This window comes from Streptomyces ferrugineus (genome assembly GCF_015160855.1).
Classification (GTDB): domain Bacteria; phylum Actinomycetota; class Actinomycetes; order Streptomycetales; family Streptomycetaceae; genus Streptomyces; species Streptomyces ferrugineus.
Genome location: NZ_CP063373.1, coordinates 9,669,794 through 9,694,758, shown reverse-complemented (window position 1 = coordinate 9,694,758; position 24,965 = coordinate 9,669,794). Strand labels below are relative to the sequence as shown.

The following is a 24,965-nucleotide window of genomic DNA, read 5'->3' as shown; positions in this document are numbered from 1 at the left end:
CCCGCGTTGGTCTTGACAGCCAACAAATCCCAGGCCGTTGACCGGGCGTTTCGCCCTGGAGCGGGTGACGAGAATCGAACTCGCGCTCTCAGCTTGGGAAGCGACGGCGCTTGGGCGGCCACATGGCCGTTGACCTGCGAGGATTCGCCGTGCTGGCATTGTTCCCGGGGCCTGATGGCACCGTTGTTGACCGTGGTTGTCCGCTCTTACGGGCACGGATTGGGCACGGCCTCGGTTTGTGCCGTACGGCAGCATGGTCATGCTTGTCGAGAGGTTCACCGGATGTGAGTCGAGCCACGCGCGTACGGATGACGTTGCGTGCGCAATCCGGTGGGTCGACTTCCGAGTCATCGACGAAGGCAGCTAGGGCTCCAGCGGTGGGGTCCTCGCCATCCTTACCCTCTCGGAAAGTGTGTGTTCACCGGGGAGGATCCAAGGTGATCCGGGCGGCATAGAAACCTGAGTCCGACAGCCTCCGCCGTCAGACGGAACCGTCGAGCGCGTCGGCAATCAGCACTTCGAGCTGCTGCGCCACCTGGTCCAGTGGCTGCATGCTGCGCTTGGCGCGGCACATGGCGATGGCGCCCTCGACGGATGCCACGATCAGGGCAGCGAGTGCGGGAGCCCGCTCGCGGTCGGCGCCGTGCGCCCGTAGTGACTGGGTGAGCAGCTGCTCCCAGTCCTCGAACGCCTCGGCGGCCGCGACGAGGGCCGGCGGGATCTCGTCGGCCGGCGGTTCCTCGACAGCGACGGCCAGTACGGGGCAGCCGGCGTGGAAGTCGCTCTCGACGACGATGCCGCGCCACAGGGTGAGGAAGGCGCGCAGCCCGGCGACCGGGCCCTCGTCCAACTCCTTGCGCAGGATGCGCGCGACTGCCGTCCCCGCGTACCGCACGGCCTCGGTGGCCAACTGCCGCTTGCCCTCGGGGAAGTAGTGGTACGTCGAGCCGAGCGGAGCCTTGGCGTGCTTGGCCAGCTCCCGGATGCTGGTCGCGTTCAGGCCGCGCCGGCTGATCAGGTCGGCCGCACCGGCCACGATGCGCTCACGTGACGGCGTGCTGGACTCGGCCACGACCGTACCCCTCTCTGGCTATAACGCTCGTCATAGTCTAGCGTGACCTTCGGCTATAACGACTGTCATAGGCCGAGTGTGCGGCCGAAGGGAGACCCCGCCATGCCGATGATCCGGCTCACCGTCCCGCCCGGTTCCCTGACCGAGGAGGGCCGCAAGACCGTCCAGCGAGACCTGGCCGCCGTCCTGCTGCGCTGGGAGGGCGCACCCGACACCGCGTTCTTCCGCACCCAGGCGTGGAGTTACCTCGTCGAACTGCCCGAGGGCGCGCAGACGACCGCCGAGGACGACGCGCCCCGCTTCCTCGTGGACGTGACGGTCCCCCAGGGTGCGCTGTCCGAGCGGCGCAAGGCCGGCCTGGTCGAGGACGCCACCAAGACCGTCCTCGCGGCCGCCGGGCTCTCCCGGGACGACGCCCTCCGCGTGTGGGTGCTGGTGCACGAACAGCCCGACGGCACCTGGGGCGCGGGCGGCTCCGTCATTCGCTACGCCGACCTCGTGGCCCTGGCGAAGGGGCAGCAGGCCGATGCGTGAACTGACCTACGTCGCCCGCAACACCGTCGAATGGCGCGAGGCCCCCGACCCCAAGCTCCAGTCCGGCCAGGAAGCGATCGTCGCCCCGGTGGCCGCCACGACCTGCGACGTCGACACCGCGATCCTGGCTGGGCATGGCTTCATCGACCCGCCGTTCGCCCTCGGCCACGAGTGCGTGGCCCGGGTCGTCGGGACCGGCGACGACGTCACCGCCGTGGCCCCCGGCGACCTGGTGGTCGTCCCCTGGTCCCTCAACTGCGGCACCTGCGACCACTGCCGCGCCGGGATGACCGCCCACTGCACGGCCGTACCGCACATGGCCATGTACGGCGCACCGATCGGCGGCAGTTGGGGCGGTCTCTTCTCCGACCTGGTCCGCGTCCCCTGGGCGGACGCCATGCTCGTACCCCTGCCCGCCGACCTCGATCCGATCGCCATGGCGTCGGCGAGCGACAACTGGTCCCTGTCCTGGCGCCTGGTCGCCCCGCACCTGAAGAGCAAGCCGGGCGCCCGCGTCCTGGTCGTCGCGCGCGGCAGCATCGGCCTGTACGTCTGCGACATCGCCCGTGCCCTCGGTGCCTCCGACGTCCTGTACGTCGACCCCGACCCCGAACACCGCAGGCTCGCCGAGGGTTACGGCGCCCGCACCGCCGAGACACTCGAACCCGTCCCGCACGGCTTCGACCTCGCCGTCGAGGCCACCGGCCGCGTCGACCAGCTCGCCCTCGCCGTCAAGTCCCTCGCCCCAGAAGGCATCTGCGAGTCGGCGGGCAACCACTTCCGCCCCGGCGAGCTGCCCCTCCTCGACATGTACCTCACCGGCGTCACCTTGCGCATCGCCCGCGACAACGTCCGAGGCCACATCCCCGACGCCCTGGACCTCGCCCGCTCCGGCAAGGTCGACCCCGCCCGGGTCGTCTCCCACGTCCTCGACTGGGAGCAACTCCCCGACGCCCTTCCCGAGAAGCACCTCAAACCTGTCTTCGTCCGCTCCGACGGCTGAACACGTCCCGAGAGTCCCGACCGAGAAACCCGATGAGCGCGCCACCGACAGAACTCATGACGACGCATACCGAAGCCACACGACCACGAGGAGAGGAACTGGACCACCAGCGCAGGGCGATCACCGCACTCGGCCACGAAATGCGGGCCTTGGTGGACGCCACCGTACGCACCGCGGCCCCGGCCGAGGTCTTGCACCGCGTGACGGACGGCGTCCGTCGGCTCACCGGGCAGTTGACCGGTCGGCGTCGCGTACGGGGGGAAATCCCGGACGTGGACGAGTTCCCCGGCGGCGCACGGATGTACAGCCCCGTCACCGGACCCGGCAGCCCCCTCGCCCCACCCATGCAGGTCACGCCCGAGGACGACGGCATCGTCGGCCGCTGCACCCTCGGGATCGCCCACGAGGGCCCGCCCGGATATGTCCACGGCGGGATGAGTGCCATGTTGCTGGACGAGCTGATGGGCTGGGCTTGCTATAGGGCCGGAACCCCCGCGATGACAGTCTCGCTGCAGATGCGCTACCACCGTCCGGTCCCGGTGGAAACTCCCCTGCGGGTCTTCGCCCACGTCACCGGTACCGAGGACCGGAAGATCTTCGTGGCGGGCTCGATCGGCACCGACGAGGACCCGTCGATCGCCCTGGTCACGGCGGACGGCGTCTTCGTCTCCCCCGACCCCGCCCGGACCCGGACCCTGTTCCCGAACACGCCCTGATGCCGGGCCGCCGCCCGGCATGAGTTGAGGCCGCGGGGCAGCGGCCGGTGAGCCGGGCCGGCCGGTCGGTCGGCATGACGGTGATGTGCGGAAGGTTCACCCCCATCACTCCTCACCCGGCAGCACTGCGTCCCGCCTGCCGGGACGGTCGGCGGGACGCAGTGGGCAGGATGCGAGGAGCCCGACACCATCGTGTGGGGCTCATAGGAGGTCAGAACATACCGTTGTCATTGGCCGAGTTCTCGGGCACCGGTGTCGAGACGTCCCAGTGCTCGACGATCTTGCCGTTCTTTACGCGGAAGATATCCATGGCCGCGAGGCCACGGTCGGTCGCGTTGAGCGTGATGTGCGTGTGCACCGTCACGAGGTCGCCGTCGGCGAGGAACCGCTTGAAGTTCACGTTGACGTCCGGGACCGCCTTGACGAACCCGGTCGCCCAGGTGACCCATCCTTCTTTGCCGTCGGCGACGTTGGGGTTGTGCTGGATGAGGTCGCCCAGGTAGCGGTCGGCGGCCTGCTGCGGCTTCTTCTGGTTGATGCCGAGGTCCACGAAGGCGCGCACGATCTGCTTGTTGCGCGCTTCCTTGGCGTCCTTGGCGCCGGACCAAGCGGCCGCGGCGGGCTTCTTCTTCGGCGCGGTGTCCGTGACGGCGAAGGCGGTCGTGCCTACGGTCAGCGCGGCGGTGGTGAGGACGCCGACGCCCACCATGGTGGCGCGGCGGCTGGGTCTGCGGGGTTTCATAGCTGTCTCCATAGTTGTCTGTCGGTAGGTGTTGCCTTGCTGATCTCCGGACCTGGGAGGTGCGGAGAAACTCGGTTGTCCTCCGTGCGGTGCGCCGGCCCGGCGACACCCCAGCCGGCCCCGTCTCACGCCTGGCGCGACGCCAGTTCCACCACCGTCACGTCCGAAGGTGCCCCGACCCGGGTCGGCGGGCCCCACGCGCCCGCGCCTCGGGACACATACAGCTGTGTGTCGCCGTACCGTTCCAGCCCGGCGACCGTCGGGTTGGCCAGCTCGGCAACGTAGTTCATCGGCCAGAGCTGGCCGCCGTGGGTGTGACCGGACAGTTGCAGGTCCACTCCGTGTCGTACGGCCTCGTCCACGAACACCGGTTGGTGTGCCAGCAGGACCGAGGTCCGTGAGGGATCGCGGTCGGCCAGCGCGGCCGCGAGGTCGGGGCCGTCGTCGTGCTCCTCGCCGGTCACGTCGTTGACGCCGGCCAGATCGAACGCCGCGAGTTCCACGCGTTGGTTCGCCAGCAGCCTCAGCCCCAGTTCCTGCACATGCTCCGTCCATTCCTCCGCGCCGGAGAAGTACTCGTGGTTGCCGGTCACGAAGAACGCCCCGTGACGCGCCCGCAGTCCGCCGATCGGCTCGACCGCCGAGCGGAGGTCGTCCACCGACCCGTCGACCAGGTCGCCGACCACGGCGATCAGGTCCGGCTGGGTCGCGTTCACCGTCGCCACGACCCGCTCGGTGAACCCGCGCCCCAGGATCGGGCCCAGATGGACATCGCTGACCACTGCGATCCGGTATCCGTGCGCCGACCTGGGCAGCTTCGCCAGCGGTACCGTCACCCGCTTCACCCGCGGTCCGCGCAGCACTCCGTAGGTTCCGTAACCGACCGTGCCGACCGCCGCCGCGGCCGCCGCTCCTCCGACCAGCCGGGCCACGAACACTCGCCGTGTCACCTCCGAGGGGGAGACGTCGCCGGGGTCGGTCGTAGGGGTGGCGGTGGGCGGCTGGGCGGGCGCGTCGTCCGGCACCGTGACCGGCTCGGAGGCCGGCGCCGGTACGGTGGCCGCCTGCCGACCGGCGCGGCGCCGCAGCCACCGTGCCAGCGCGGGCCGGACCGCCTCGCCGGCGAGGACGCCGATCAGCAGGTACAGGGCGACGGCAGCCCACAGATACGCGGGCCACGCGACGATCCGGACCAGTTGGAACGGCAGTCCGAGCCGGTCCCCGGTGAACACCGTCAGCATGAGCGCGGGGCCCGCCACGAGGACCGCGGTGCCCAGCCGTCGCCCCACCGTGCCCGGGGCGGTCGTGTCCCGGACGAGGCGACGCCACACGTACCAGTGCAGGCCGCCCATCACGCCGACTACGACCGGAATGGCCAGGCCGAGCAGGATTCCCACGGCGTTGCAGCCCTCTCTGACGTTCGCTCATGCTGACGGTGCGGCTGGGTTCTTCCGGCTCAGCGGGTGGCCGGTTCGGGCTGCCGGTTCTTCTCGGGCGTCTCCGTGGGGCCTTCGACGGACAGGTGCGGCAGGCGCTTGTCGAGCCAGCCGGGAATCCACCAGTTGGCCTTGCCGAGCAGGTACATCGAGGCCGGGACCAGGACCGTGCGCAGGACGAACGCGTCGATCGCCACGGCGGCGGCCAGGCCGATCCCGAACTCGGCGACGATCCGCTCGCCCCCGAAGCTGAAGGCGATGAACACGCAGAACATGATGGTGGCCGCGGCGGTGATGACGCGTCCCGTCTCGGCCTGGCCGACCGCGACGGCCCGCCGGTTGTCGCGGGTGTGGACCCATTCCTCGTGCATGCGGCTGACGAGGAACACCTGGTAGTCCATCGACAGGCCGAACAGGACCGACAGCATGATGACCGGCAGGAACGCCTCGACGGGTCCGGCCGCGCCCCAACCGAGGCGCTCCGAGCCCCAGCCGTACTGGAAGAACGCGACGATCACACCGAAGGAGGCGGCGGTGGCGAGGATGTTCATGACCGCGGCGACGAGCGGCACCATCAGACTGCGGAACGCGAGGAGCAGCAGCACGCAGCCGAGCGCGACGATGACCGTGAGGAACAGCGGGAGCTTGCCTGTCAGGACGTCGGCGAAGTCGTCGAAGATCGCCGTCTGGCCGCCTACGTAGACCTGGAGCGTGCTGTCCTTCTCGGCGGGCGGGATCACGTCGTCGCGGAGGTGCTGGATGAGTTCCGCGGTCTGCTCGGACTGGGGCGAGGTCGTCGGGACGACCTGGACGATGCCGACCTTGGCGTCGGGTTCGGCCGGCAGCACGGTGACGGCGGCGACGCCCTTGGTGTCGGCGAGCTGTGTGGTCAGGTTCTCAAGGGCCTGCCGATCGGACGCAGTGGGCGTCTCCGCGACAAGCTGGAGCGGGCCGTTGAACCCGGGGCCGAAGCCGTCGGCCAGCATGTCGTACGCCTTGCGGGTGGTGGTGTCGGCGGGGTGGTTACCGGCGTCGGAGGAGCCCAGCCGCAGCGAGAGCACCGGCAGGGAGAGCACGGTGATCACCGCCAGGGAGAGCACCGAAAGGACTACCCGGCGCCGTTCGGCGACCACGGCCCAGCGGGCCCAGACGCCCGGCTTGTTTTCGGGGGCGTCGTTCTGCGCGCGGCGTTCGCGGCGGCTCAGCACGCGCAGGCCGATGAAGCCGAGCAGCGCGGGCAGCAGGGTGACCGCGGCGAGGACGGTGAAGACGACGGCGGTCGCCGAGGCCACCGCCATGCCGTTGAGGAAGCTCACGCCGAGCACGAACAGGCCGAACAGGGCGACCACGACGGTGCCGCCCGCGAACAGCACCGCGCGACCGGAGGTGTCGATGGCCTTGATGACCGACGCCTCCATGTCCATGCCGGACTTCAGGTTGGAGCGGTGCCGGGTGACGATGAACAGTGCGTAGTCGATGCCGACACCGAGACCGATGAGCGCGCCCAGGATGGGGCCGACGTCGCCGATGTCCATCACGTGCGTGAGCAGCGTGACGGTCATGAGGCCGACGCCGACTCCGGCGACCGCGGTCGCGATCGGCAGCAGCATCGCGAACAGCGAGCCGAACGCCACGAACAGCACGATCGCGGCGGCGGCGATGCCGACGAGTTCGGCGGTGGGCGCCTCGGACTCCGCCGCCTGGCTGATCGGGTCGCCGCCGAGCTCGACCTTCAGGCCGTCGCCGCGGGCCTCCTCGGCGGTCTCGATGAACTTCTCGAGGTTGGCCTTGTCCAGGTCCATGGCCTGCTCGGTGAAGTTCACGGAGGCGTAGGCGACACGCCCGTCCTCGCTGATCTGCTTCGCGCCCTGTTCGCTGTAAGGGCTGGTGATCGCGGCCACGTCCGGGAGCCTGGCGAGCTTGTCGAGGGTGGCGGTCATCCGGTCTTGGACGGCGCTGTCCCGGACGTCCGCGTCCGACTCCCACACGACGGTCGCGGTGGCGCCGGACTGGGCCGGCATCGTCTCCTGCAGCAGTTCGAGCGCCTTGGACGACTCGGTGCCGGGGAGGGAGAAGCTGTCGCTGGCCTTGGTACCGGCGGCGGTTGAGGCTATGCCCACACCGGCGAGTACGGCCACCCAGAGCAGCACGACGAGGAGCCGGTGGCGGTAGCACCAGCGGGCAAGGGCGGACAAGGGAACTCCTCAGGGACGAGGCTGACGTGATGCTTCCAATCTCGTTCGCCTGAGCCGCCCGATTGTCCTTCTGGCGGACGGTATCCGCCGTACCGCGATCGCGGTACGGCCCTACACCGCGGGCGGAGTTCCGGGTCGGACCAGGCCCGTCTCGTAGGCGAGCATGACGAGTTGGGCACGGTCATGGGCATCGAGCTTGGCCTGCGTGCGGTTTACATGGGTCTTGGCGGTGTAGGGGCTGATCCCCAGCCGTTGAGCGATCGCATCGTTGCCGAGCCCGGCCGCCACCAGGACGAGGATCTCCCGCTCCCGTTCGGTGAGCACCGCCAGCCGCTCGGCGGCGGCGCCCACGTCCTGCATGGGCCCGCGCAGGAACTTGGCGATCAGCGCGCGCGTCGCGCCGGGGGACAGCAGCTGATCGCCGTGGGCGACCAGGCGGATCGCCTGCTGCAGCTCCGCCGGCTCGACGCCCTTGCCGAGGAACCCGCTGGCCCCACAGCGCAGCGCGCTGAACACGTACTCGTCGACTTCGAAGGTGGTCAGCACCAGGACCCGTACGTCGGGCAGCGCCGAGGTGATCTGCCGGGTGGCGGTGAGGCCGTCCGAGCCGGGCATCCGGATGTCCATCAGTACGACGTCGGCCCCGGCGGCGAGCCGGACCGCCTCCCGTCCGTCGGACGCCTCGCCCACCACCTCCATGTCGGGCGTGGAGTTCACCAGCACCTTGAAGCCGGCCCGGACCAGTTCCTGGTCGTCGGCGAGAAGAATCTTGATCGTCATGTTCCCGTCCTCTCGTGCGGCAGGAGGACCCTGACCTCGAAGTGGCCGTCGGTCATCCGTGTCGCGAAGGTCCCGCCGAGGGCGTGCGCGCGTTCCCGCATGCCGAGCAGTCCATGCCCGCCCTCCCCCAGCGCCAGCGGATCGGGACCGGCGGAGGACCGGGACCGCGATGTGGCCTCGGCCGGATTGCGCACGCTGATCTGAAGCGCGGACGGCAGGTAGTCGAGTTCCAGTTCGGCGTGCGGGCGGGACGCGTGTCTGCTCGCGTTCGTCAGCGCCTCCTGGACGACCCGGTATGCGGTGAGGCTCACCGCTGGGGGCAGGTCCACGGGCGTCCCGGCGATCTTCTGGTCGACGATCAGGCCGGCGGCGGTGAAGCTCGCGATCAGGTCGGGGAGTTGGTGCAGTCCTGGGGACGGCTCGACGGCCACCTCGTTCGGGGCGTCCGGTCGGCGCAGCAGCCCGAGCGTGGTGCGGACCTCCTCCAGCGAGGACCGGGCAGCCCGTCGGATGTGAGCGAGGGACTCCCTGGCTTGGACGGGTTCCGTCTCCATCACGTGGTCCACGACCGCCGCCTGCACGTTGATGAGGGCGATGTGGTGGGCCAGGACGTCGTGCAGCTCCCGGGCGATCCGCAGCCGCTCGTCGATGACCCGCCGGCGCGCCTCCTCCTCCCGTGTCTGTTCGGCCCGCCGCGCACGCTCCTCGACCGCGGCGACGTAGGCACGCCGGTTGCGGACCGCGAACCCGACCGCGGCGGCCGACGCGCTCAGGGCACTCAGCGCGACGACCTCCGGGCCCGTCCACCCGCGGTGGCCGAACACGACGCTCGTCCCGGCCAGCAGGGCCGCAGCGGCGGCGACCTCCAGTACCGCCCTGCGCCGTGGAAGGTGCAGCGCACACGTGCACATCGCGATCATCGTGGCCAGCATGAGCGAGCTCTTGTGCCCGGTGACCGCGAAGCCGGAGGCGGTCCCGGAGGCGGTCACGGCGAGCACTGCCGACGGCCAGCGCCGCCGCAGGGTCAGCGATGCGCAGATCACAGCGGCGTAGAGCGCGCCCTGGAGGGTCAAGGGCCGAGTGTCGCTGTTGTTGTCCAGAACGGGCGCGAGCAGCGAGATCCCGAACACCACCGCGGCCACGAACGCGTCCATGTTCGGCGGACTTTCATGCCCGGATGGCGGTGGAGTCAACGCGCACCTCCCAGTTGATCAACTCTGGCCGGGGGAGGGCACGTCGATCCCGCGCGTGCGCAGGGAGTCGCCCACCTTCACCAACAGCCTGAGCAGTTCGGCCCGTTCCTCGGGCGTGAAGTCGTCGAACAACGCAGCGGCCGCCGCGTGCGAGGGCCCGAGCTCCTGCTCCACCACCCGTCGACCGGCAGGTGTGAGCTCGACCAGCTTGACCCGGCGGTCCTGCGGATGGCTGACCCGGCGGACCAGGCCCTCCTTCTCTAGACCGTCCACCAGGACGGTCATGTTCCGGGGAGACATGCCCAGCGGCTCGCCGAGCTCGCCCATACCGGCTGGTTCGCTCTTGAGCGTCAGCCCCATGAGCAGGGTGGCGCGCGGCACCGTCATGCCGCCGTCGGCGGGGATGTTCATGTGCATCCACTGCCTCAGGCCCTTTCGCAGGCTCGCGAATCCGGCGAGCAACTGGTGGCCGGTCACGGACGCGGGTGTCTCGTCGGGGGTGTCCGAGCCGGAAGTCGTTCTCGGCAAGCCAATTCCTATCAGTTGTTAATTTCACCTTGGGTACTGTAACAATGGTCTCAGAGGGGGTGCCCTGTCGGCAACCGGCAGTGGGACGCCTCCGGCGTGGCCGCGCTTCAGTCCGCGTGGCCCGACAAACCCCCACAGATCAGAACGGGACGACCAGCCATGGACCACGTCACATCACAGAGAGTCGTCGTCATGACCGGCGGCACGTCCGGCCTCGGCGCACACGCGCTGCGGCACCTCGCCGCCCAGCCCGACACCCGGGTCGTCGTCGGCGCCCGGGGAAGCGGGACAGTGCCGCCCGGCGCCGAGGTCGTACCACTCGACCTCGCCTCGCTCGCCAGTGTCCGCGCCTTCGCCGACGCGGTGACACGGCAACTCGGCGATGCCCGCATCGACATCCTGGTGCTCAACGCCGGCATGCAGACCTCCAGTGCCGAGGGGCGGAGCGCGGACGGCTACGAGCTGACGTTCGCGGTCAACCACCTCGCCCACTACCTACTCGCTCGGCTCCTGGTGCCGCGCATGGCCGACCATGGCCGCCTGATAATCACCACGAGTGAGACACACGACCCGGCCGTCACCCCGATCGCGCCCAAGTCGCTGGAACCGCAGAGGCTGGCGCACCCGGGCAAGGGCGGCTTCGGGTCGGGTGTGCGGGCCTACTCGGCGTCCAAGCTGTGCAACCTGCTGACCGCGCAGTCCTTCGCCGCTCTGGACGAGGTTCGTGCCCGCCGGATCAGCGTGATCGCCTTCAGTCCCGGTCTCACCGGTGGCACCTCACTCGGCCGCGACAGCTCGCGTGCCAGGCGCGTGTTCGTCACGCTCCTGATGCGTACCGTCTTCCGCCTGGTCGGCCTCTTCAAGCCCGAATACGTCATGGGTACGCCCGAACGCTCGGGCGAGGCGCTGGCCCAAGTCGCCCTGGGGGAGGTCACCCTGCCGCCCGGCCGGATCTACGTCTCACTGGTCAAGGGGCAACCGACCTTCCCCGACCCGTCGGAACTGGCGCGCAGCCGAGGCGCCCAGGACCAGCTGTGGCGCGAGAGCGCAGCCATGGTCGGCATCGAGGAGAGCGCGGCATGACGGACACACAGACGGTCGACACAGTCGGCCGTGAAACGGAGAAGCAGCCCAGGAGCAATCGGCTCGTGCTCTTCGCGCTCGTGATCGCGATGATGCTCGCGATGCTCGACAACATGATCGTGGGCACCGCGATGCCGACGATCGTCGGCGAACTGGGCGGCACCGAGCACCTGTCGTGGGTGGTCACGGCGTACACGCTGGCCACCGCCGCGGCCACCCCGATCTGGGGCAAGCTCGGCGACATGTACGGGCGCAAGGGCGTCTTCATGAGCTCGATCGTGCTCTTCCTGATCGGCTCTGCCCTCAGCGGCATGGCCCAGGACATGGGGCAGTTGATCGGTTTCCGGGCCGTGCAGGGCCTGGGTGCCGGTGGTCTGATGGTCGGCGTCATGGCGATCATCGGTGACCTGATCCCGCCGCGGGAGCGCGGTAGGTACCAGGGCATGATCGCCGGTGTCATGGCTCTCGCGATGATCGGCGGGCCGCTGGTCGGCGGCACCATCACCGACAACTGGGGCTGGCGCTGGTCCTTTTACATCAACCTGCCGCTCGGTGTCGTCGCACTGGGGCTGATCGCCGTGGTGCTGCGGCTGCCGAAGAAGCGGGCGAAGGCTGGGATCGACTACCTCGGTGTCGTCCTGCTGACCGTGGGCATCACCGCGATCGTGCTGGTCACCACGTGGGGCGGTACGGAGTACGCCTGGACCTCCGCGCGGATCATGGAGCTGACCGGCATCGGTGTGGCAGCCCTGGTCGGCTTCGTGTTCTGGCAGACCAAGGCCGCTGAGCCGGTGCTGCCGCTGCACATCTTCCGCAGCCGCAACTTCACGCTGATGACTCTCATCGGCTTCATCACCGGCTTTGTCATGTTCGGTGCCACGCTGTATCTGCCGCTGTACCAGCAGTCCGTGCAGGGCGCGTCCGCGACCAATTCCGGACTGCTGCTCCTGCCGATGCTCGGGGCGATGCTGGTGACCTCGGTCCTGGCGGGGCGGATCACCACGAGCACCGGCAAGTACAAGGTGTTCCCGCTCTTGGGCAGCGTCCTGATGGGCATCGGGCTGTACCTGCTGTCGACGATGGACACCGGGACCTCGCGGTTCACCTCCGGTGTGTTCATGGCGATCGTGGGTCTGGGCCTGGGCTGTCTGATGCAGGTCACCATGCTGGTCGCGCAGAACAGCGTGGAGATGAAGGACATGGGGGTCGCGTCCTCGTCCGCCACCCTTTTCCGTACCCTCGGCTCCTCCTTCGGTGTCGCCATCATGGGTGCGCTGTTCAACAACCGGGTCCAGGACGTCATGGCCGAACGGGCCGGGGCGCTGGGCTCCGACGTGACCGAGCAGTCCGCGCAACTGGACGCGGCGAGCCTGGCCAAGCTGCCGGAGGCCGCGCGGGAGGCGTACCAGTACGCGGTGTCGGCCGGCACCCACTCGGCGTTCCTCCTCGGGACCGGCGTCGCCGTGGTCGCACTGGCGGCGGCGGTCTTCGTGAAGGAGGTCGTACTGCGGGGGGCGGGGACGGACGACGAAGGCTCCACGCCGCGGCCGCCCACCCTCGACGCCATCTGATCCGCGTGGTCAGTGACAGGCACACACAGGCGGCGACGCCCGCCAAGTCCCGTATCGGGCCCATACGGAGGACTCCTCTGCCATGAAGATACTGATCCTCGGCGCGACCGGCCCCACCGGTCGACATCTCGTCGACCTCGCCCTGCGATCCGGTGACTGGGTCACGGCCCTGGTACGCGACCCGGAAGCCCTTGGCGAGGTGGCGGACCGCTTCACGGTCGTCATGGGAGATGCCACCTCGCAACGTGATGTCGCGGTTGCCGCGCTCGGGCAGGACGCGGTCATCTCCGCCCTCGGTCAGGGGAGGTCCCTGAACCCCCGTGCGCTCTTCGACCGTGCGTCGGCCGCCGTGATCGGCGCGGCCAAGCAGCAGGGTGTTTCCCGGCTGGTGTGGATGTCGTCGTTCGGGGTGGGAGACACCTTCGAGTCGGCGACCGTGACGCAGCGGACCATGTACCGCACGATGCTGCGGCGGGTCTACGCGAACAAGAAGATCGCGGACGACCGAATCCGCGCCAGCGGCCTGGACTGGACGGTGGTCTACCCGACCGCGCTGACCAACGGCCCGGCCAAGGGCACCTACCGCGTGGACGACCGGCTGCAGATGAAGGGCGCTCCGCGGATCAGCCGCGCAGACGTCGCCGCCTTCATGCACCAAGCGGCACACAGCAGCGAGTGGATCGGACGCGACGCCGTGATCACCGACTGACGGCGTGGCGACTCCCCCCTCCTTTGAAAGGCCGAAGTCGGATACCGGTCTCGTACCCCGGTACGAGGCCCACGCCCGCGGACCAGCCCGCGGGGGGAAGGGATCGAGGCCGCTCGTTCCTAACGTTGCTGGTGAGGCGCCCGACAAGCGCCCGAGGCCGAGGGAAGGCACGCTGATGATCGAGGCACAGGTACTGACCAAGAGGTACGGGGAGAAGACCGCGGTGGACCGGCTGGACTTCACCGTGAAGCCGGGCACCGTGACAGGCTTCCTGGGACCGAACGGCGCGGGGAAGTCCACCACGATGCGCATGATCGTCGGACTGGACGCCCCGACGAGCGGCTCCGTGACGGTGAACGGCCGTCACTATGCCGAGCACCGGGCTCCGCTCCAGGAGGTCGGCGCGCTGCTGGAGGCGAAGTCGATCCACCCGGGTCGCTCGGCATTCAACCACCTCAACGCGCTCGCGCTGACGCACGGCATCCCGCGCAGCCGCGTCGACGAGGTCATCGACCTCGCCGGTCTTGGCAGTGTGGCGAAGCGGCGGGCCGGAGCCTTCTCCCTCGGGATGGGGCAGCGGCTCGGCATCGCGGCGGCACTGCTTGGCGATCCGCAGACGGTGATGCTGGACGAGCCGGTCAACGGCCTCGATCCGGAGGGTGTGCTGTGGATCCGCAACCTGCTGACGTCGCTCGCGGCGGAGGGGCGGACGGTGTTCGTCTCCTCCCATCTGATGAGCGAGATGGCGCTGGTGGCGGACCATCTGATCATCGTGGGGCGCGGACGGCTGCTGGCCGACACGACCGTGCAGGAGCTGGTTCGCCAGGCGGGCGGCGACACGGTGAAGGTGGCGACCGAGGATCCGGCGCGGCTGCGGGACGTCCTGGCGGGTCCGGGCGTCGACATCACCGGCCAGGTCGGCTCCGAGGAACTGCACGTCACAGGGCTCACCACCCGCGAGATCGGGCTGAAGGCGGCGGAGCACGGAATCCCGCTGTTCGGACTGAGCGCGCGAACGGTGTCGTTGGAAGAGGCGTTCATGGATCTGACCAGGGATGCGGTGGAGTACCACGGCACCACGACCGCAATCGACACCCTCGGGAGGGTGGCATGAGTTCCCTCACTACGACCGTCGAGCCCCAGCAGGAGTCGGCCGCTCCGTCCCGCCCCCGCTACAAGGTGACCGGATGGCGCGTGCTGCGCTCGGAGTGGGCCAAGCTGTGGTCCCTGCGCTCGACGTGGATCACGCTGACCTTGGGCCTGCTGTTCCTGCTGGCGTTCGGGCTGATCGCTGCCTGGCAGTTCGAGTCCGGCGGTCTGGACGAGGACTTCGATCGCTCCACGGCCGTGGACCTGTCGCTGTTCGGTGTGCCCTTCGCGCAGTTGGCCCTCGGCGTCCTGGGTGTGCTGGTGACGGCGGGCGAGTACTCGACCGGCATGATCCGCTCGACGTTGGCGGCGGTGCCGCGCCGACTGCCGGTGCTGTGGTCCAAGACGGCGTTGTTCGGGTTGGTGGCGCTGCTTGTCGGCACGGTCGGCGCGTTCGTGGCCTACCTGGTCGGCAACGAGTTCCTCTCTGGCACCGAGGCGGCCCAGAGCCTGTCGGACGCGGGTGTCGCAAGGAGCCTGCTGGGGGCGGGGCTCTACCTGGGCCTGATCGGGGTGATCGGTGCGGGCCTGGGCGCGCTGCTGCGGTCGGTGGCGGGCGGTATTTCGGTGCTGGTCGGCGCGCTGATCCTGGTTCCCGGTCTGACCTCGCTCCTGCCCAACTCCTGGGAGGACAACGTCAGCCCCTACCTGCCGAGCACGGCGGGCGAGTCCATGTTCGCGCTGACGCACGACGCCTCCACCCTGTCCCCCGGGGCCGGCCTGGCGGTGTTCCTCGGCTGGACGGTCCTCGTACTGGCAGGCGCGGCGTACCGGCTCAAGCGCAACGACGTCTGACCGCCCAGGCCACAGACAGGTGACCTCCGTGAGCATCGACGACACCGGCAGTATGGGACCTCTGGTCGCCCGGCTGAACCGCGGCGGCCAGCGGTTGCGGCAGGCTGACCGCGCCCGTCCATGGGTGCTGGACACTCTGGTGGTCGTGGTGGCCGTCGTGATGTTCTGCCTGCCGGATCTGCTGCCCGAGGGCAAGGCGGACGGTCCGCCCAGGCTGCGTCTGAAGCTCACCGAGCTGCCTCTGGCGGCGACGCTGGCGCTGCAGGCCGGGCTGGTGCTGCCCCTGCTGTGGCGGCGGCGGAAACCGCTGGTGGCCTTCGGCGTCATCGCGGCCGTATTCCTGCTCCAGTGGTCACTGGGTGCCGTACTACGCGCGGACGTCGCCCTCCTTGTCGCTCTGTACAGCCTGGCCCTGCACGGAAGGCTTCCGCAGCTGCCGTGGGCCGGTGCTGTCATGGCGGGCGCGATGGTGCTGGTCGCACTGCGGGTATCTCCGGCCGTGTCTGTCTGGGACGCGCTGTTCTTCCTCCTGAGCACGGCGACCGCGGCCCTTGCGCTCGGCCTGGTGATCAGGTTTCGCCGGGCCCAGCTCACCGGGCTGCGGGAGCGGGCGGCACGGTTGGAGATCGAGCGTGACCAGCGCAGCAGGCTGGCGACCGCCACCGAACGGGCCCGGGTGGCGCGGGAGATGCACGACATTGTCGGACACAACCTGGCCGTCATCATCAGCCTCGCCGACGCCGGTGCGTACGCCACGGACGCGGCTCCGGAACGCGGCAAGGAAACCCTGAACCTGATCGGCGACACCGGCCGCCAGGCACTTGGTGAGCTGCGCAGGGTGCTCGGCGTGCTGCGTGAGGCGGCGGACGAGGACGACCCGTCGTCCGGGCCGCTGCTCAGCCCTCAGCCCGGCATCATGGACATCGAGACGTTGTGTGCCGGTGTGCGAGCCGCCGGCCCGGAGGTCGTCTACCGCACTGCCGGAGACATGGACACCCTGGACTCAGGGGTGCAGCTGACGGCGTATCGCATCGTCCAGGAAGCCCTCACCAACACCCTCAAGCACGCCGGTGCCGGCACCCGGGTGAACCTGTCGCTCGTCGTCGAGGACACCCGGCTGGAGATCCGGGTCCAGGACACCGGCCCGCCGGGCCCGACCGAACCACCCGACGAGGAAGGACACGGCCTGGTGGGCATGCGTGAACGAGCGGCACTCTACGGCGGGATCGTCACCGCCGGACCCGCGGCCCACGGAGGCTGGCGCGTGGACGTCACCCTCGACCTCACTCCCCAGGGCGGTGACCGATGACCACCGTGCTCATCGTGGACGACCAGCCGCTCCAGCGCTACGCCTTCCGCCTCCTGCTGGAATCGGCCCCCGAGACCACCGTGCTCGGCGAGGCCGCACATGGCGGCGAAGCCGTCCGCCTCGCGGCGGAACTGCGCCCCGACGTCGTGCTCATGGACGTCCGCATGCCGGGCATGGACGGCATCGAGGCCACCCGTCGCATCGTCGCCGCGGGCGGCCGGTCCCGCATTCTCGTGCTGACGACCTTCGACCTCGACGAGTACGTGCACGCCGCTCTCCGGGCAGGGGCAAGCGGATTCCTGTTGAAGGACGTGCGTGCCGAGGAACTCCTCGCCGGTATTCGGGCCGTCGCCGCTGGCGACGCCGTGATCGCTCCCGCACTCACCCGCCGCCTCCTCGACGAATACGCCCAGCACGTCCCGCAACCCGTCGATGTCCCGGTCCAGGAAGCGAGGCTGAAGGCTCTCACCGACCGGGAGCGCGAGATTCTCGTGGCCATCGGCAAGGGCTGGACCAACGGTGAGATCGCCGCCCACTTCGTGGTGGCCGAGTCCACCGTCAAGAGCCATGTCCGAAGCATCCTGGCCAAGATCGGTGCCCGCGACCGCATCCAGGCCGTGATCTTCGCCTACGACCTCGGACTCGCCCGGCCCAAGAGCTGAACGGCAGTGGGATGCTGCTCGCCTCCGTTGTGGTGGCGCTATGGTGGAGCTAAACGGACGGGTGTCCGTTACCTCGGGAAAGGGGGCGGGAGTGGAACCAAAGAGCGACGGGCCCCAGCGGTCGGACGCACAGCGCAATCGGGAGCGCATCCTCGAGGTGGCGCTGGCCGAGTTGACGCGTGCGGTGGATGTCCCGCTGAGCCTGATCGCCAAGAAGGCGGGGGTGGGACAAGGGACGTTCTATCGCAACTTCCCCAACCGTGAAGCGCTCGTCCTGGAGGTCTACCGCCACGAGGCGCAGCAGCTCGCCGACGCCGCGACGGAGCTGCTCGACACCCGGACACCTGATCAGGCCCTGCGTGAATGGATGGACCAGCTCGCCCGCTTCGCCGTCGCCAAGGCCGGCCTGTCGGATGCGATGAGGCAGATCGTCGGTACGACGGACGGCCCGGCCCAACCGGGATACGCGCTGGTGGTCAAGGCGATCGAAGCGCTGCTCGCGGCCAACCACGAGGCCGGCACCCTCCGCCCGGATCTGACGTCCGGCGACTTCATCCTGGCCGTCGCGGGCATCTGGCAGATCGACGCCGGAGGGGACTGGCAGACCCAGAGTGCCCGGCTCCTGGACATCGTCATGGACGGGCTGTGCGCGGGGGCGCCCGGACGGGGATGACCGGCGGAACGACCACATGGCCGGGCCGACCAGCGGCCCGGCCACGCAAGGGCGCTACTCGCCGGTGGCGGGAGCGATGTTCTTGTTGTGGCGGAGCAGGTTCCGCGGATCCCATACGGCCTTGACCTCGGCGAGCCGCCGGTACTTGGCCTCGCTGCCGAACACGCCACGGCGCCACGCCTCGCCCTGGTCCTCGGTGAGGTTGGTGTAGGCGTTGGGAAGCGTGTAGGGGCGTAGGGCGGACGTCGTCGCGTCGGCCCATGCGTCGAACCGTGCGTCCTGGTCCCGCTCCGTCCACACCGGCGCGCACTCCCACAGCCAGGACGCCCCGGTGCGCGAGAAGGCCATGTCGTCCTCGTTGACGTCCTCGGAGATCGCACCGCCCAGCGACCAGACGTTGATCGTGCTCATCGTGCCCGGGGTGTCCGGCACGTCGGCAAGACGCTCGATCAGTGTGCCGACCACGGCTTCGCTGAGCGTGGCGAGGTAGCCGCCCCGTACCGCCGTGCGATGGCCGTAGGGGACGATCGCGTCCAGCATGCTGTTCGTCTTGAGCCAGGTGGTGGGCCCCACCGTGTTGACGACGGGCGCGCCGAGCGTGGAGAGCCGCCCGATGATGTCCTCGGCGTTCTGTACCGGCCCGGTGTAGCACGGGATGAGGATCAGGATCGGCTTGCCGTGCGTCTCCTCCGGAAGTCCGGGGAGGGGCAGGGCGACGGTGAGCGTGGTGCCCAGGCCGAGTTCGCGGGGCGCGTCGGCCATGAAGGCGTGCAGCTTCGACAGTACGGCGGCGGCCTGGTCGCCGGGGTAGAAGATCTGCCCGGAGACGACGCCGGGACCCATGAGGTGGGCGCGGTACTCGAAGGCGGTGACGACGCCGAAGTTGCCGCCGCCTCCGCGCAGGGCCCAGAACAGATCCGGGTTCTCCTTCGCGTCCGCGCGGACCTTCCGGCCGTCGACGGTGATCATCTCGCAGCCGGTCAGGTTGTCGACGGTGGCTCCGAACCGGCGCATCAGGTGGCCGATTCCGCCGCCGAGGGTCAGCCCGGCGATGCCGGTCGTGGTGACGGTGCCGGACGGCACCACCAGGCCGTGCTCCTGCGCGGCCGCGTCCAGTTCGCCGAGTACGACACCGGCCTGGGCGCGCACGGTACGGGTCTGCGGATCGACGGTGATCTCGCGCATGCCGGACAGATCCAGGACGAGGGCACCGCCCGGCATGGCATAGCCGTCGGCGCCGTGGCCGCCGCCGCGCACGGCGATGGGCAGATCCCGTGCGGATGCGTACCGCAGAGCGGCGGCCACATCGTCCTCGTCGGCACAGCGGGCGATCAGCGCGGGAGGTGTGTCGGCGGTACGGCCATTGAAGACGACCCTGGCCTCGTCGAAGCCGCCGTCTCCGGCGCGCAGGACGGCACCTCGGAAGCCGGCCGTGAAGTCGTCGTAGGTGGGGGATGCGGGGGATGTGGGGGTAGAGCTGGTCGGGCTCATGTGTGCCTTTCTGAAGGCCGGCAGGCCGCGCGGGCGGCTGCCCGGTGGAGCGGAGTGGTCCCCGCGTCATGCAAGGTCGGCGAGGTCCTCCGGTGTGAGGGTGATCGACCCGGCGGCTATGTTCTCCGCCAGGTGGGTCGGGGACCCGGTGCCGGGGATGGCGAGGGTGACGGGGGCGGAGGCGAGCAGCCAGGCCAGGGCGATCTGGGGGACCGTGGCGCCATGCCGTTCCGCGACCTTGGCCAGGCGGTCCGCGGAGAGGTCGCTGGAGCCGCCACCGAGGGGGAAGAACGGTACGAAGGCGATGCCGGCTTCCACACAGGCAGTCAGGAGCTCGGCGTCGTCGCGCTTGCCGGCGTGGAAGTGGTTCTGCACGGCGGCGACGGGCGCGACCGCGCGGGCTTCGGCCAGGTGGCCGGTGTCGACGTTGCTGAGGCCGAGGTGGCGGATCAAGCCCTCCTCGCGCATCGCGGAGAGCGTTTCGAACTGCGCGGCGATGGACTGGCCGTGGGGCGGTTCCATCGCGCCGACGCGCAGGTAGACGAGGTCGAGGCGGTCCACGTCAAGGGTTTCGAGGTTCGCCTCGATCATCGGCCGCAGGGCGGCCGGGTCGTCGGTCTGCCGCAGCCCGCCGTCGGGGGTGTCCCACGGGCCGACCTTGGTGGCGAGAACCAAGGCGTCCGGGTAGGGGTGGAGGGCCTCGCGGATCAGGGCGTTGGCGCTGACGGTGCCGTCGTTGCTGCGGTAGAACGAGGCGGTGTCGATGTGGTTGACGCCGAGTTCGATGGCGCGGCGCAGGACGGCGCGACCGGTTTCGGGGTCGCGGGCCGGGCCGGTGAAGCCGTTGGCGGACAGCCGCATGGCTCCGAAGCCGATGCGTTTGATCGGCAGGTCGCCGCCGAGCAGGAAGTCGTGGGAGGCGGGGGAGTCAGGACTCATGGTCGGTCCGTTCGGGAGTCGGCCGCGGGGCGGGAAGGCGTGCGCGGCGGGGCGTCAGGGCTGGTCAGTCCGTGATGACGGCGTCGCGGTGGATCCACTCGGGGCTGTGGGCCGCCTTGTACAGGAAGTCGGCGACGTCCGCGCGGCTGATCGTCGGGTTGCCTTTCATCGGGAGACGCTCGCCCACGAGATAGGTGCCCTTGGCGGGGCCCTTGGTCAGCATGGTCGGGTAGACCAGCGTCCAGTCCAGGCCGCTGGCGCGGATCGCCTTCTCGGAGATCTCCTTGTTGGCGTAGATGTTCCGCAGGAACGTGCTGTACATGACCTTCTGCGCGGGGCTCGCCGACCGGAAGGTGTCACCCACGCCGAACGACGACAGCCAGACCAGGCGGGAGACCCCCACCTCCTTGGCGGCGCCGATCACGGCCGCCGCGGCCCGGGTGAACAGGTCGTCGGCCCGCACGGATGTGCTCCTGCCCAGGGCCGAGATGACGACGTCCTGCCCAGCCATGGCCTTCGCGACATCGTGCTGCGAGGTGGCGTCGCCGGCGACCACGGTGACCTGGTGCGCCAGGTCTTCCAGCGCCTCTGGCCTGCGTGCCAGGACGGTGACCCTGTCGCTGGACTGACGGGCCAGATCGACGACGTGGCGACCGGTGGGGCCGGTCGCACCGAGGATGAGCAGATTCATGGCGGAGCCTTCCGCTGAGACGTAAGCGGACAATTGTCCGCCCACTGGAAAAGTACCGGACAGGTATCCGGTTAGCAAGTGATGGTGATGCGTAGCGGACAAGTGTCCGATACGTTTGGATTGCTGCGGACAGTAGTCCGCTTAGCTTCGCCACGTCGAGGAACCTGGCTCAACGTCGGTGTTCAGCCCCGGTTCTCGAGTCCAAGAGATTGGCAGCACCATGACCGACACCCGCATCCTGCTCCGCAACGGTCACGTCATCGACACCGAGCCCGAGCCGGTCGCCCGCCCGAAGACGGATGTCCTGATCGAGGGTGGTCGGATCACCGCCGTAGGCCGCGACCTCCCGGCAGAGGGCGCCACCGTCGTCGACGCCACCGACCGGATCGTGCTCCCCGGTTTCGTCGACACCCACCGGCACGTGTGGCAGTCGGCGCTGCGCAGCGCGGCCGTGGATGTCGACCTCGCCGCTTACCTCGGTCTGGTCCTGGGGCGGCTCGGCCCGCGGCTCGGGCCGCAGGACATCCACGCCGCGACCCTGGCCGGCGCGCTGGAGGGCCTCGACTCCGGCATCACCACCCTGATGGACTTCTCACACGCGCTGCACACCCCCGAGCATGCCGACGCCGCCGTGGATGCCTTGCAGGCGGCGGGGCTGCGCGCGGTGTTCGGCTACGGCTTCCCCCTCACCGGCTTCGGGAACCACGACGACGTCCGCCGGATCCGCGCGGAGCGGCTGCGGAACGACGACGCGCTGGTCACCATGGCGCTCGCCCCGCTCGGTCCGTCGTACACGCCGATCGAGGTGGTGACCGACGACTGGCGGCTGGCGGCCGAACTGGATCTGTCCGTGACGTTCCACGTCAGCGCCGGCCCCCTTGCGATGCGTCCGGTCTCCATCCTGCGGGAGCACCGTCTGCTGGACGTCAAGGCGCTGTACGTGCACGGCAACTCGCTCGACGACGACGAGCTGAAGCTGATCGCCGACTCGGGGGGCACCGCCTCGGTCACGCCGGGCACGGAGGCGATGCTGGGCATCGGCCGGCCCGTCGCGGGCCGCTACCGCCGTGCCGGAGTCACCACCGGCCTGGGTGTCGATGCTGTGACGTCCACGCCCGGCGACATGTTCTCCCTCATGCGGGCGGCGCTGATCGCCAGTCAAGTCACCGATGGTGCCGCACGGTTGAGCGTCAAGGATGTGCTGCGGATGGCCACGCTCGACGGTGCCGCCGCCCTCGGGCTGGCCGACCGGATCGGCTCGCTGCGTCCCGGCAAGCAGGCCGACGTCATCCTGCTCCGCCTGGACGACCTCAACGTCCTCACTGCCGACCGCGACCCCATCGCGGCCGTGGTCACCGCTGCCCACCCGCAGAACGTGGACACGGTCCTCGTCGCAGGACAGGTCGTGAAGTCCGACGGGCGGCTGACCCACGGAAGCCTCGTCCGGACCGCCGACGCTCTGCGGGCCACGGCGGCTGCCGTCGGCGGGGGAAACTGATCCCGGCGGCCGTCGTGAGAACGCCCCGGCGGCCGGTTGGTAGGGTCGACCGGCCGATCCGGGCGCCGGCAGTTCGGTGTCGTGGGGATGTCCTGGCTGAGCAGCCTGGGCCGGGCGGCGTGACCGAGGTGATCGGCGTCGCTGTCAGCATGACCGGGGCCCTGGTGCTGTCCAGCACGTGCGGTCTATAAGGCCAGTCAGCGAGACAAGTCGCCGCAGTGCGAGCCGTCTTGGCAAGCAGGCCGGCTGGGCGTGGGCGCAGAACAAGGCGACCAACGGGCCCCAACCCCGGCGGATTCGAAGATCACCTTTGCTCGCGGGAGGGCATCTCGACCCCGCGGGCACGCAAGGTGTCGCCCACCTTCCCCAGTAGTCTGAGCAGCTCATCCCGCTCTTCGGACATGAAGTCGTCGAACAGCGCTGCCGCCGCCGCTTGCGACGGCCCGAGTTCCCGCTGTGCCACCTCCCTGCCGGCCGGGGTGAGTTCGACGAGCTTGATCCGGCGGTCGTGCTGGTGGCTGACGCGTTGGACCAGGCCCTCCGCCTCGAGGCCGTCCACCAGGACGGTCATGTTCCTGGGAGACATGCCGAGGGACTCGCCGAGTTCGCTCATGCCGGTCGGCTCCCTCTTGAGGGTCAAGCCGAGAAGCAGGCTGGCGCGCGGCACCGTCATGCCGCCGCCGGTGGGCATGGTCGCCTGCATCCACCGCCTCAGACCTTTACCCAGATTCGTGAATGCGGCGAGCAGTTGCTGGCCCGTCACGGGCCCGTGTGTCTGGTCGGGTGCGCCTGGGGCAGGGCTCGATGTTGACAACTGGTTCCTTATCAATTGATAATGTCTATAGGGTTACTTTAACAAAGATCTCACGGTGACGTCGTGTCGGCAACCGGCAGTGAGTCTCACCGCTGGGCGTGCTCCAAGGCCGCGCCCCATGACCCCCCCGGCTGATCAGGACAGGAAACCCCGCCATGGACCCCATCCAACCGCAGCGTGTTGAGGAGCCAACCATGCCCGCCGCTGTGCTGAACCCCGTTCTCGACCTCCTGTTCATCCGGTCCACCGTGACCAAGGCCGAACCGATCACGGCCCGCATGCGCCGCCTGCACGTCGAGGGCGACAAGCTCGCCGGTCTCGACGTCCGGCCCGGACAGCAGGTGCGCGTCCTGGTCGGCGGGCTGACCCCGCGGACGTACTCCGTGTGGCGCTACGACCCCTCCGGCGCTGTCGAGTTGTGCGTGTTGGACCACCCTGAGGGTGGGCCGGGGCCGAGTGGGGGCGAAGCGTCAGTGTCGGTGAGCAGGTGCGGCTGCGGAATCCGGAGGGCACGTTCACCCTCCGTCCCGACGCCGCTCACCACGTCTTCGTCGGGGAGGAGACGGCGTCCGTCGCCTTCGGGGCGATGTTGGACGCGCTGCCGGAGGGGACTCGGATCTCCGGGTGCGTGGAGACGGACACGGCCGCGGACCGGCTCCCGATGCGCCACTCCGACCGACTCGACTGGCTGACCCGAGGTGGCACGTCACTCCCCGGCCGGATACGACGCCTCGCTCCCGAGCCGGGCGGGGTCGCGTACGTCGCCGGGGAGGCGCGCATCGTTCAGGCCGTACGGCAACTGCTGGTACGGGAGTTGGGCTGGGGCCGGCGGTCTGTGCTCACCAAGCCGTTCTGGGCGCCGGGCAAGAAGGGACTGGAGTAGGGTCTGCTGTCCACGCGATCCCTCGGTCCGCGGGCAGCGGTTCCGCGGCCGGCTGGGAACGCGTGGTCGGGGTAGGCCCATCCTCCAGGGACGACCTGCCCGGGAACAGCCCGAGCAGGTCGTAGCTGACTCACAGGCCCGTGACGGGCTGTCCCGTGAGAACCTGGGCGATCTGCCAGAGCTGGCCGCCGCGGGACGCTTTCACGAGCACAACGTCATCGGGGCGGAGGATGGAGTTGAGATAGGCGGCGGCGGTGGCGTTGTCGCCGACCATCGCGATGTCCGGCACTCCTGCCGCGCCCGCCGCGAGGGCGAGTTGCTTGGCAAGATCTCCTCCGACCGCCACCACGAGATCGACGCCGTTCTCGGCTGCCGTGCGCCCGACCTCGCGGTGGGCTTCGACGGCCTCGTCGCCCAGTTCCAGCATCTCTCCGAGCACGGCGATCCTCCGGCCGCCTGCGGCCTCGGTCGTGTCACCGTCTGCCTCGGTCATCAGGAT

At 69.7% G+C, this 24,965-nt stretch carries 24 protein-coding genes and 1 pseudogene; 13 read left to right on the top strand and 12 right to left on the bottom strand.

Annotated features, from left to right (window positions below; all coding sequences use genetic code 11):
* Positions 1 to 481: 481 nt before the first annotated feature.
* Positions 482 to 1,072, bottom strand: a complete 591-nt coding sequence (locus IM697_RS43155) for a TetR/AcrR family transcriptional regulator (protein ID WP_194042945.1) — start codon at positions 1,070 to 1,072, stop codon at positions 482 to 484.
* Between the two features lie 102 nt (positions 1,073 to 1,174).
* Here IM697_RS43155 and IM697_RS43150 point away from each other — a divergent pair, with 102 nt between their 5' ends.
* From IM697_RS43150 to IM697_RS43140, 3 genes are read left to right on the top strand one after another with little or no spacing between them, the layout of a single operon-like run.
* Positions 1,175 to 1,606, top strand: coding sequence for a tautomerase family protein (locus tag IM697_RS43150; protein WP_194042943.1), 432 nt, complete (start codon positions 1,175 to 1,177; stop codon positions 1,604 to 1,606).
* Positions 1,599 to 2,609 carry a zinc-dependent alcohol dehydrogenase gene (locus IM697_RS43145; protein WP_194042941.1) on the top strand — a complete coding sequence of 337 codons (1,011 nt, stop codon included), beginning with the start codon at positions 1,599 to 1,601 and terminating at the stop codon, positions 2,607 to 2,609. The genes IM697_RS43150 and IM697_RS43145 overlap by 8 nt, the downstream gene beginning before the upstream one ends.
* Positions 2,610 to 2,665: 56 nt before the next feature.
* Positions 2,666 to 3,325 (top strand): PaaI family thioesterase, encoded by a 660-nt coding sequence (locus IM697_RS43140; RefSeq protein ID WP_228044410.1) that lies wholly within the window; start codon positions 2,666 to 2,668, stop codon positions 3,323 to 3,325.
* 211 nt (positions 3,326 to 3,536) lie between these two features.
* Here the strand turns inward: IM697_RS43140 and IM697_RS43135 are convergent, their stop codons facing one another.
* The 6 genes from IM697_RS43135 to IM697_RS43110 form a co-directional block, all read right to left on the bottom strand.
* Entirely contained in the window at positions 3,537 to 4,067 is a 531-nt protein-coding gene (locus IM697_RS43135) for a nuclear transport factor 2 family protein (RefSeq protein ID WP_194042937.1), read from the bottom strand.
* A 125-nt stretch (positions 4,068 to 4,192) separates the two neighbouring features.
* Positions 4,193 to 5,464 carry a metallophosphoesterase gene (locus IM697_RS43130; RefSeq protein WP_228044409.1) on the bottom strand — a complete coding sequence of 424 codons (1,272 nt, stop codon included), beginning with the start codon at positions 5,462 to 5,464 and terminating at the stop codon, positions 4,193 to 4,195.
* A 59-nt stretch (positions 5,465 to 5,523) separates the two neighbouring features.
* Positions 5,524 to 7,698, bottom strand: a complete 2,175-nt coding sequence (locus IM697_RS43125) for an MMPL family transporter (RefSeq protein WP_194042935.1) — start codon at positions 7,696 to 7,698, stop codon at positions 5,524 to 5,526.
* Positions 7,699 to 7,809: 111 nt separating this feature from the next.
* Positions 7,810 to 8,478 carry a response regulator transcription factor gene (locus IM697_RS43120; protein WP_194042933.1) on the bottom strand — a complete coding sequence of 223 codons (669 nt, stop codon included), beginning with the start codon at positions 8,476 to 8,478 and terminating at the stop codon, positions 7,810 to 7,812.
* Positions 8,475 to 9,632, bottom strand: a complete 1,158-nt coding sequence (locus IM697_RS43115; protein ID WP_194042931.1) for a sensor histidine kinase — start codon at positions 9,630 to 9,632, stop codon at positions 8,475 to 8,477. The genes IM697_RS43120 and IM697_RS43115 overlap by 4 nt, the downstream gene beginning before the upstream one ends.
* Positions 9,633 to 9,689: 57 nt before the next feature.
* Positions 9,690 to 10,199, bottom strand: a complete 510-nt coding sequence (locus IM697_RS43110) for a MarR family winged helix-turn-helix transcriptional regulator (protein WP_228044408.1) — start codon at positions 10,197 to 10,199, stop codon at positions 9,690 to 9,692.
* A gap of 192 nt (positions 10,200 to 10,391) precedes the next feature.
* Between IM697_RS43110 and IM697_RS43105 the strand changes: the two genes are divergently transcribed.
* The 8 genes from IM697_RS43105 to IM697_RS43070 all read left to right on the top strand — a co-directional run bounded on the left by IM697_RS43105 (position 10,392) and on the right by IM697_RS43070 (position 18,150).
* Complete coding sequence (locus IM697_RS43105) at positions 10,392 to 11,282, top strand: SDR family NAD(P)-dependent oxidoreductase (RefSeq protein ID WP_194042929.1); 891 nt, start codon at positions 10,392 to 10,394, stop codon at positions 11,280 to 11,282.
* Positions 11,279 to 12,853: an MDR family MFS transporter gene (locus tag IM697_RS43100; protein ID WP_194042927.1), complete on the top strand. Its 1,575-nt coding sequence runs from the start codon at positions 11,279 to 11,281 to the stop codon at positions 12,851 to 12,853. The genes IM697_RS43105 and IM697_RS43100 overlap by 4 nt, the downstream gene beginning before the upstream one ends.
* An 82-nt stretch (positions 12,854 to 12,935) precedes the next feature.
* Positions 12,936 to 13,562: an NAD(P)-dependent oxidoreductase gene (locus tag IM697_RS43095; protein WP_194042925.1), complete on the top strand. Its 627-nt coding sequence runs from the start codon at positions 12,936 to 12,938 to the stop codon at positions 13,560 to 13,562.
* Positions 13,563 to 13,737: 175 nt separating this feature from the next.
* On the top strand, positions 13,738 to 14,676 hold the full coding sequence (locus tag IM697_RS43090) for an ATP-binding cassette domain-containing protein (protein ID WP_194042923.1): 939 nt from the start codon (positions 13,738 to 13,740) through the stop codon (positions 14,674 to 14,676).
* Complete coding sequence (locus tag IM697_RS43085) at positions 14,673 to 15,506, top strand: ABC transporter permease (protein ID WP_194042917.1); 834 nt, start codon at positions 14,673 to 14,675, stop codon at positions 15,504 to 15,506. The genes IM697_RS43090 and IM697_RS43085 overlap by 4 nt, the downstream gene beginning before the upstream one ends.
* A gap of 19 nt (positions 15,507 to 15,525) precedes the next feature.
* Complete coding sequence (locus tag IM697_RS43080; RefSeq protein WP_407699589.1) at positions 15,526 to 16,815, top strand: sensor histidine kinase; 1,290 nt, start codon at positions 15,526 to 15,528, stop codon at positions 16,813 to 16,815.
* Complete coding sequence (locus IM697_RS43075) at positions 16,812 to 17,477, top strand: response regulator (protein WP_194042915.1); 666 nt, start codon at positions 16,812 to 16,814, stop codon at positions 17,475 to 17,477. The genes IM697_RS43080 and IM697_RS43075 overlap by 4 nt, the downstream gene beginning before the upstream one ends.
* Before the next feature lie 91 nt (positions 17,478 to 17,568).
* Positions 17,569 to 18,150, top strand: a complete 582-nt coding sequence (locus IM697_RS43070) for a TetR/AcrR family transcriptional regulator (RefSeq protein ID WP_194042913.1) — start codon at positions 17,569 to 17,571, stop codon at positions 18,148 to 18,150.
* Between the two features lie 54 nt (positions 18,151 to 18,204).
* Here the strand turns inward: IM697_RS43070 and IM697_RS43065 are convergent, their stop codons facing one another.
* From IM697_RS43065 to IM697_RS43055, 3 genes are all read right to left on the bottom strand, one after another.
* Positions 18,205 to 19,641 carry an FAD-binding oxidoreductase gene (locus tag IM697_RS43065; RefSeq protein WP_194042911.1) on the bottom strand — a complete coding sequence of 479 codons (1,437 nt, stop codon included), beginning with the start codon at positions 19,639 to 19,641 and terminating at the stop codon, positions 18,205 to 18,207.
* Between the two features lie 66 nt (positions 19,642 to 19,707).
* Entirely contained in the window at positions 19,708 to 20,580 is an 873-nt protein-coding gene (locus IM697_RS43060; RefSeq protein WP_194042909.1) for an aldo/keto reductase, read from the bottom strand.
* A gap of 64 nt (positions 20,581 to 20,644) precedes the next feature.
* The gene (locus tag IM697_RS43055; RefSeq protein WP_194042907.1) at positions 20,645 to 21,271 is read right to left on the bottom strand and encodes an NAD(P)-dependent oxidoreductase; all 627 of its coding nucleotides are present in this window, start codon (positions 21,269 to 21,271) and stop codon (positions 20,645 to 20,647) included.
* 220 nt (positions 21,272 to 21,491) lie between these two features.
* On the opposite strand from IM697_RS43055, the gene IM697_RS43050 reads away from it, so the two are divergent.
* The gene (locus tag IM697_RS43050) at positions 21,492 to 22,769 is read left to right on the top strand and encodes an amidohydrolase family protein (RefSeq protein ID WP_194042905.1); all 1,278 of its coding nucleotides are present in this window, start codon (positions 21,492 to 21,494) and stop codon (positions 22,767 to 22,769) included.
* A 304-nt stretch (positions 22,770 to 23,073) separates the two neighbouring features.
* On the opposite strand, the gene IM697_RS43045 is transcribed toward IM697_RS43050, so the two are convergent.
* Entirely contained in the window at positions 23,074 to 23,532 is a 459-nt protein-coding gene (locus IM697_RS43045) for a MarR family winged helix-turn-helix transcriptional regulator (protein ID WP_228044405.1), read from the bottom strand.
* A 245-nt stretch (positions 23,533 to 23,777) separates the two neighbouring features.
* On the opposite strand from IM697_RS43045, the pseudogene IM697_RS43040 reads away from it, so the two are divergent.
* Positions 23,778 to 24,466: pseudogene (locus tag IM697_RS43040) on the top strand (siderophore-interacting protein).
* A 130-nt stretch (positions 24,467 to 24,596) separates the two neighbouring features.
* Here the strand turns inward: IM697_RS43040 and IM697_RS43035 are convergent.
* A complete protein-coding gene (locus IM697_RS43035) occupies positions 24,597 to 24,959 on the bottom strand; it encodes a glutamate ligase domain-containing protein (RefSeq protein ID WP_194042894.1) in 363 nt (120 codons plus the stop codon).
* Positions 24,960 to 24,965 lie beyond the last annotated feature (6 nt).

Coding starts and splice junctions, on each gene's coding strand:
- IM697_RS43120 (WP_194042933.1), bottom strand. CDS start 8,478: ATGACGATCAAGATTCTTCTCGCCGACGACCAGGAACTGGTCCGGGCC.
- IM697_RS43135 (WP_194042937.1), bottom strand. CDS start 4,067: ATGAAACCCCGCAGACCCAGCCGCCGCGCCACCATGGTGGGCGTCGGC.
- IM697_RS43035 (WP_194042894.1), bottom strand. CDS start 24,959: ATGACCGAGGCAGACGGTGACACGACCGAGGCCGCAGGCGGCCGGAGG.
- IM697_RS43100 (WP_194042927.1), top strand. CDS start 11,279: ATGACGGACACACAGACGGTCGACACAGTCGGCCGTGAAACGGAGAAG.
- IM697_RS43145 (WP_194042941.1), top strand. CDS start 1,599: ATGCGTGAACTGACCTACGTCGCCCGCAACACCGTCGAATGGCGCGAG.
- IM697_RS43095 (WP_194042925.1), top strand. CDS start 12,936: ATGAAGATACTGATCCTCGGCGCGACCGGCCCCACCGGTCGACATCTC.
- IM697_RS43055 (WP_194042907.1), bottom strand. CDS start 21,271: ATGAATCTGCTCATCCTCGGTGCGACCGGCCCCACCGGTCGCCACGTC.
- IM697_RS43150 (WP_194042943.1), top strand. CDS start 1,175: ATGCCGATGATCCGGCTCACCGTCCCGCCCGGTTCCCTGACCGAGGAG.
- IM697_RS43105 (WP_194042929.1), top strand. CDS start 10,392: ATGACCGGCGGCACGTCCGGCCTCGGCGCACACGCGCTGCGGCACCTC.
- IM697_RS43065 (WP_194042911.1), bottom strand. CDS start 19,641: ATGAGCCCGACCAGCTCTACCCCCACATCCCCCGCATCCCCCACCTAC.
- IM697_RS43075 (WP_194042915.1), top strand. CDS start 16,812: ATGACCACCGTGCTCATCGTGGACGACCAGCCGCTCCAGCGCTACGCC.
- IM697_RS43060 (WP_194042909.1), bottom strand. CDS start 20,580: ATGAGTCCTGACTCCCCCGCCTCCCACGACTTCCTGCTCGGCGGCGAC.
- IM697_RS43140 (WP_228044410.1), top strand. CDS start 2,666: ATGACGACGCATACCGAAGCCACACGACCACGAGGAGAGGAACTGGAC.
- IM697_RS43050 (WP_194042905.1), top strand. CDS start 21,492: ATGACCGACACCCGCATCCTGCTCCGCAACGGTCACGTCATCGACACC.
- IM697_RS43115 (WP_194042931.1), bottom strand. CDS start 9,632: ATGGACGCGTTCGTGGCCGCGGTGGTGTTCGGGATCTCGCTGCTCGCG.
- IM697_RS43085 (WP_194042917.1), top strand. CDS start 14,673: ATGAGTTCCCTCACTACGACCGTCGAGCCCCAGCAGGAGTCGGCCGCT.
- IM697_RS43090 (WP_194042923.1), top strand. CDS start 13,738: ATGATCGAGGCACAGGTACTGACCAAGAGGTACGGGGAGAAGACCGCG.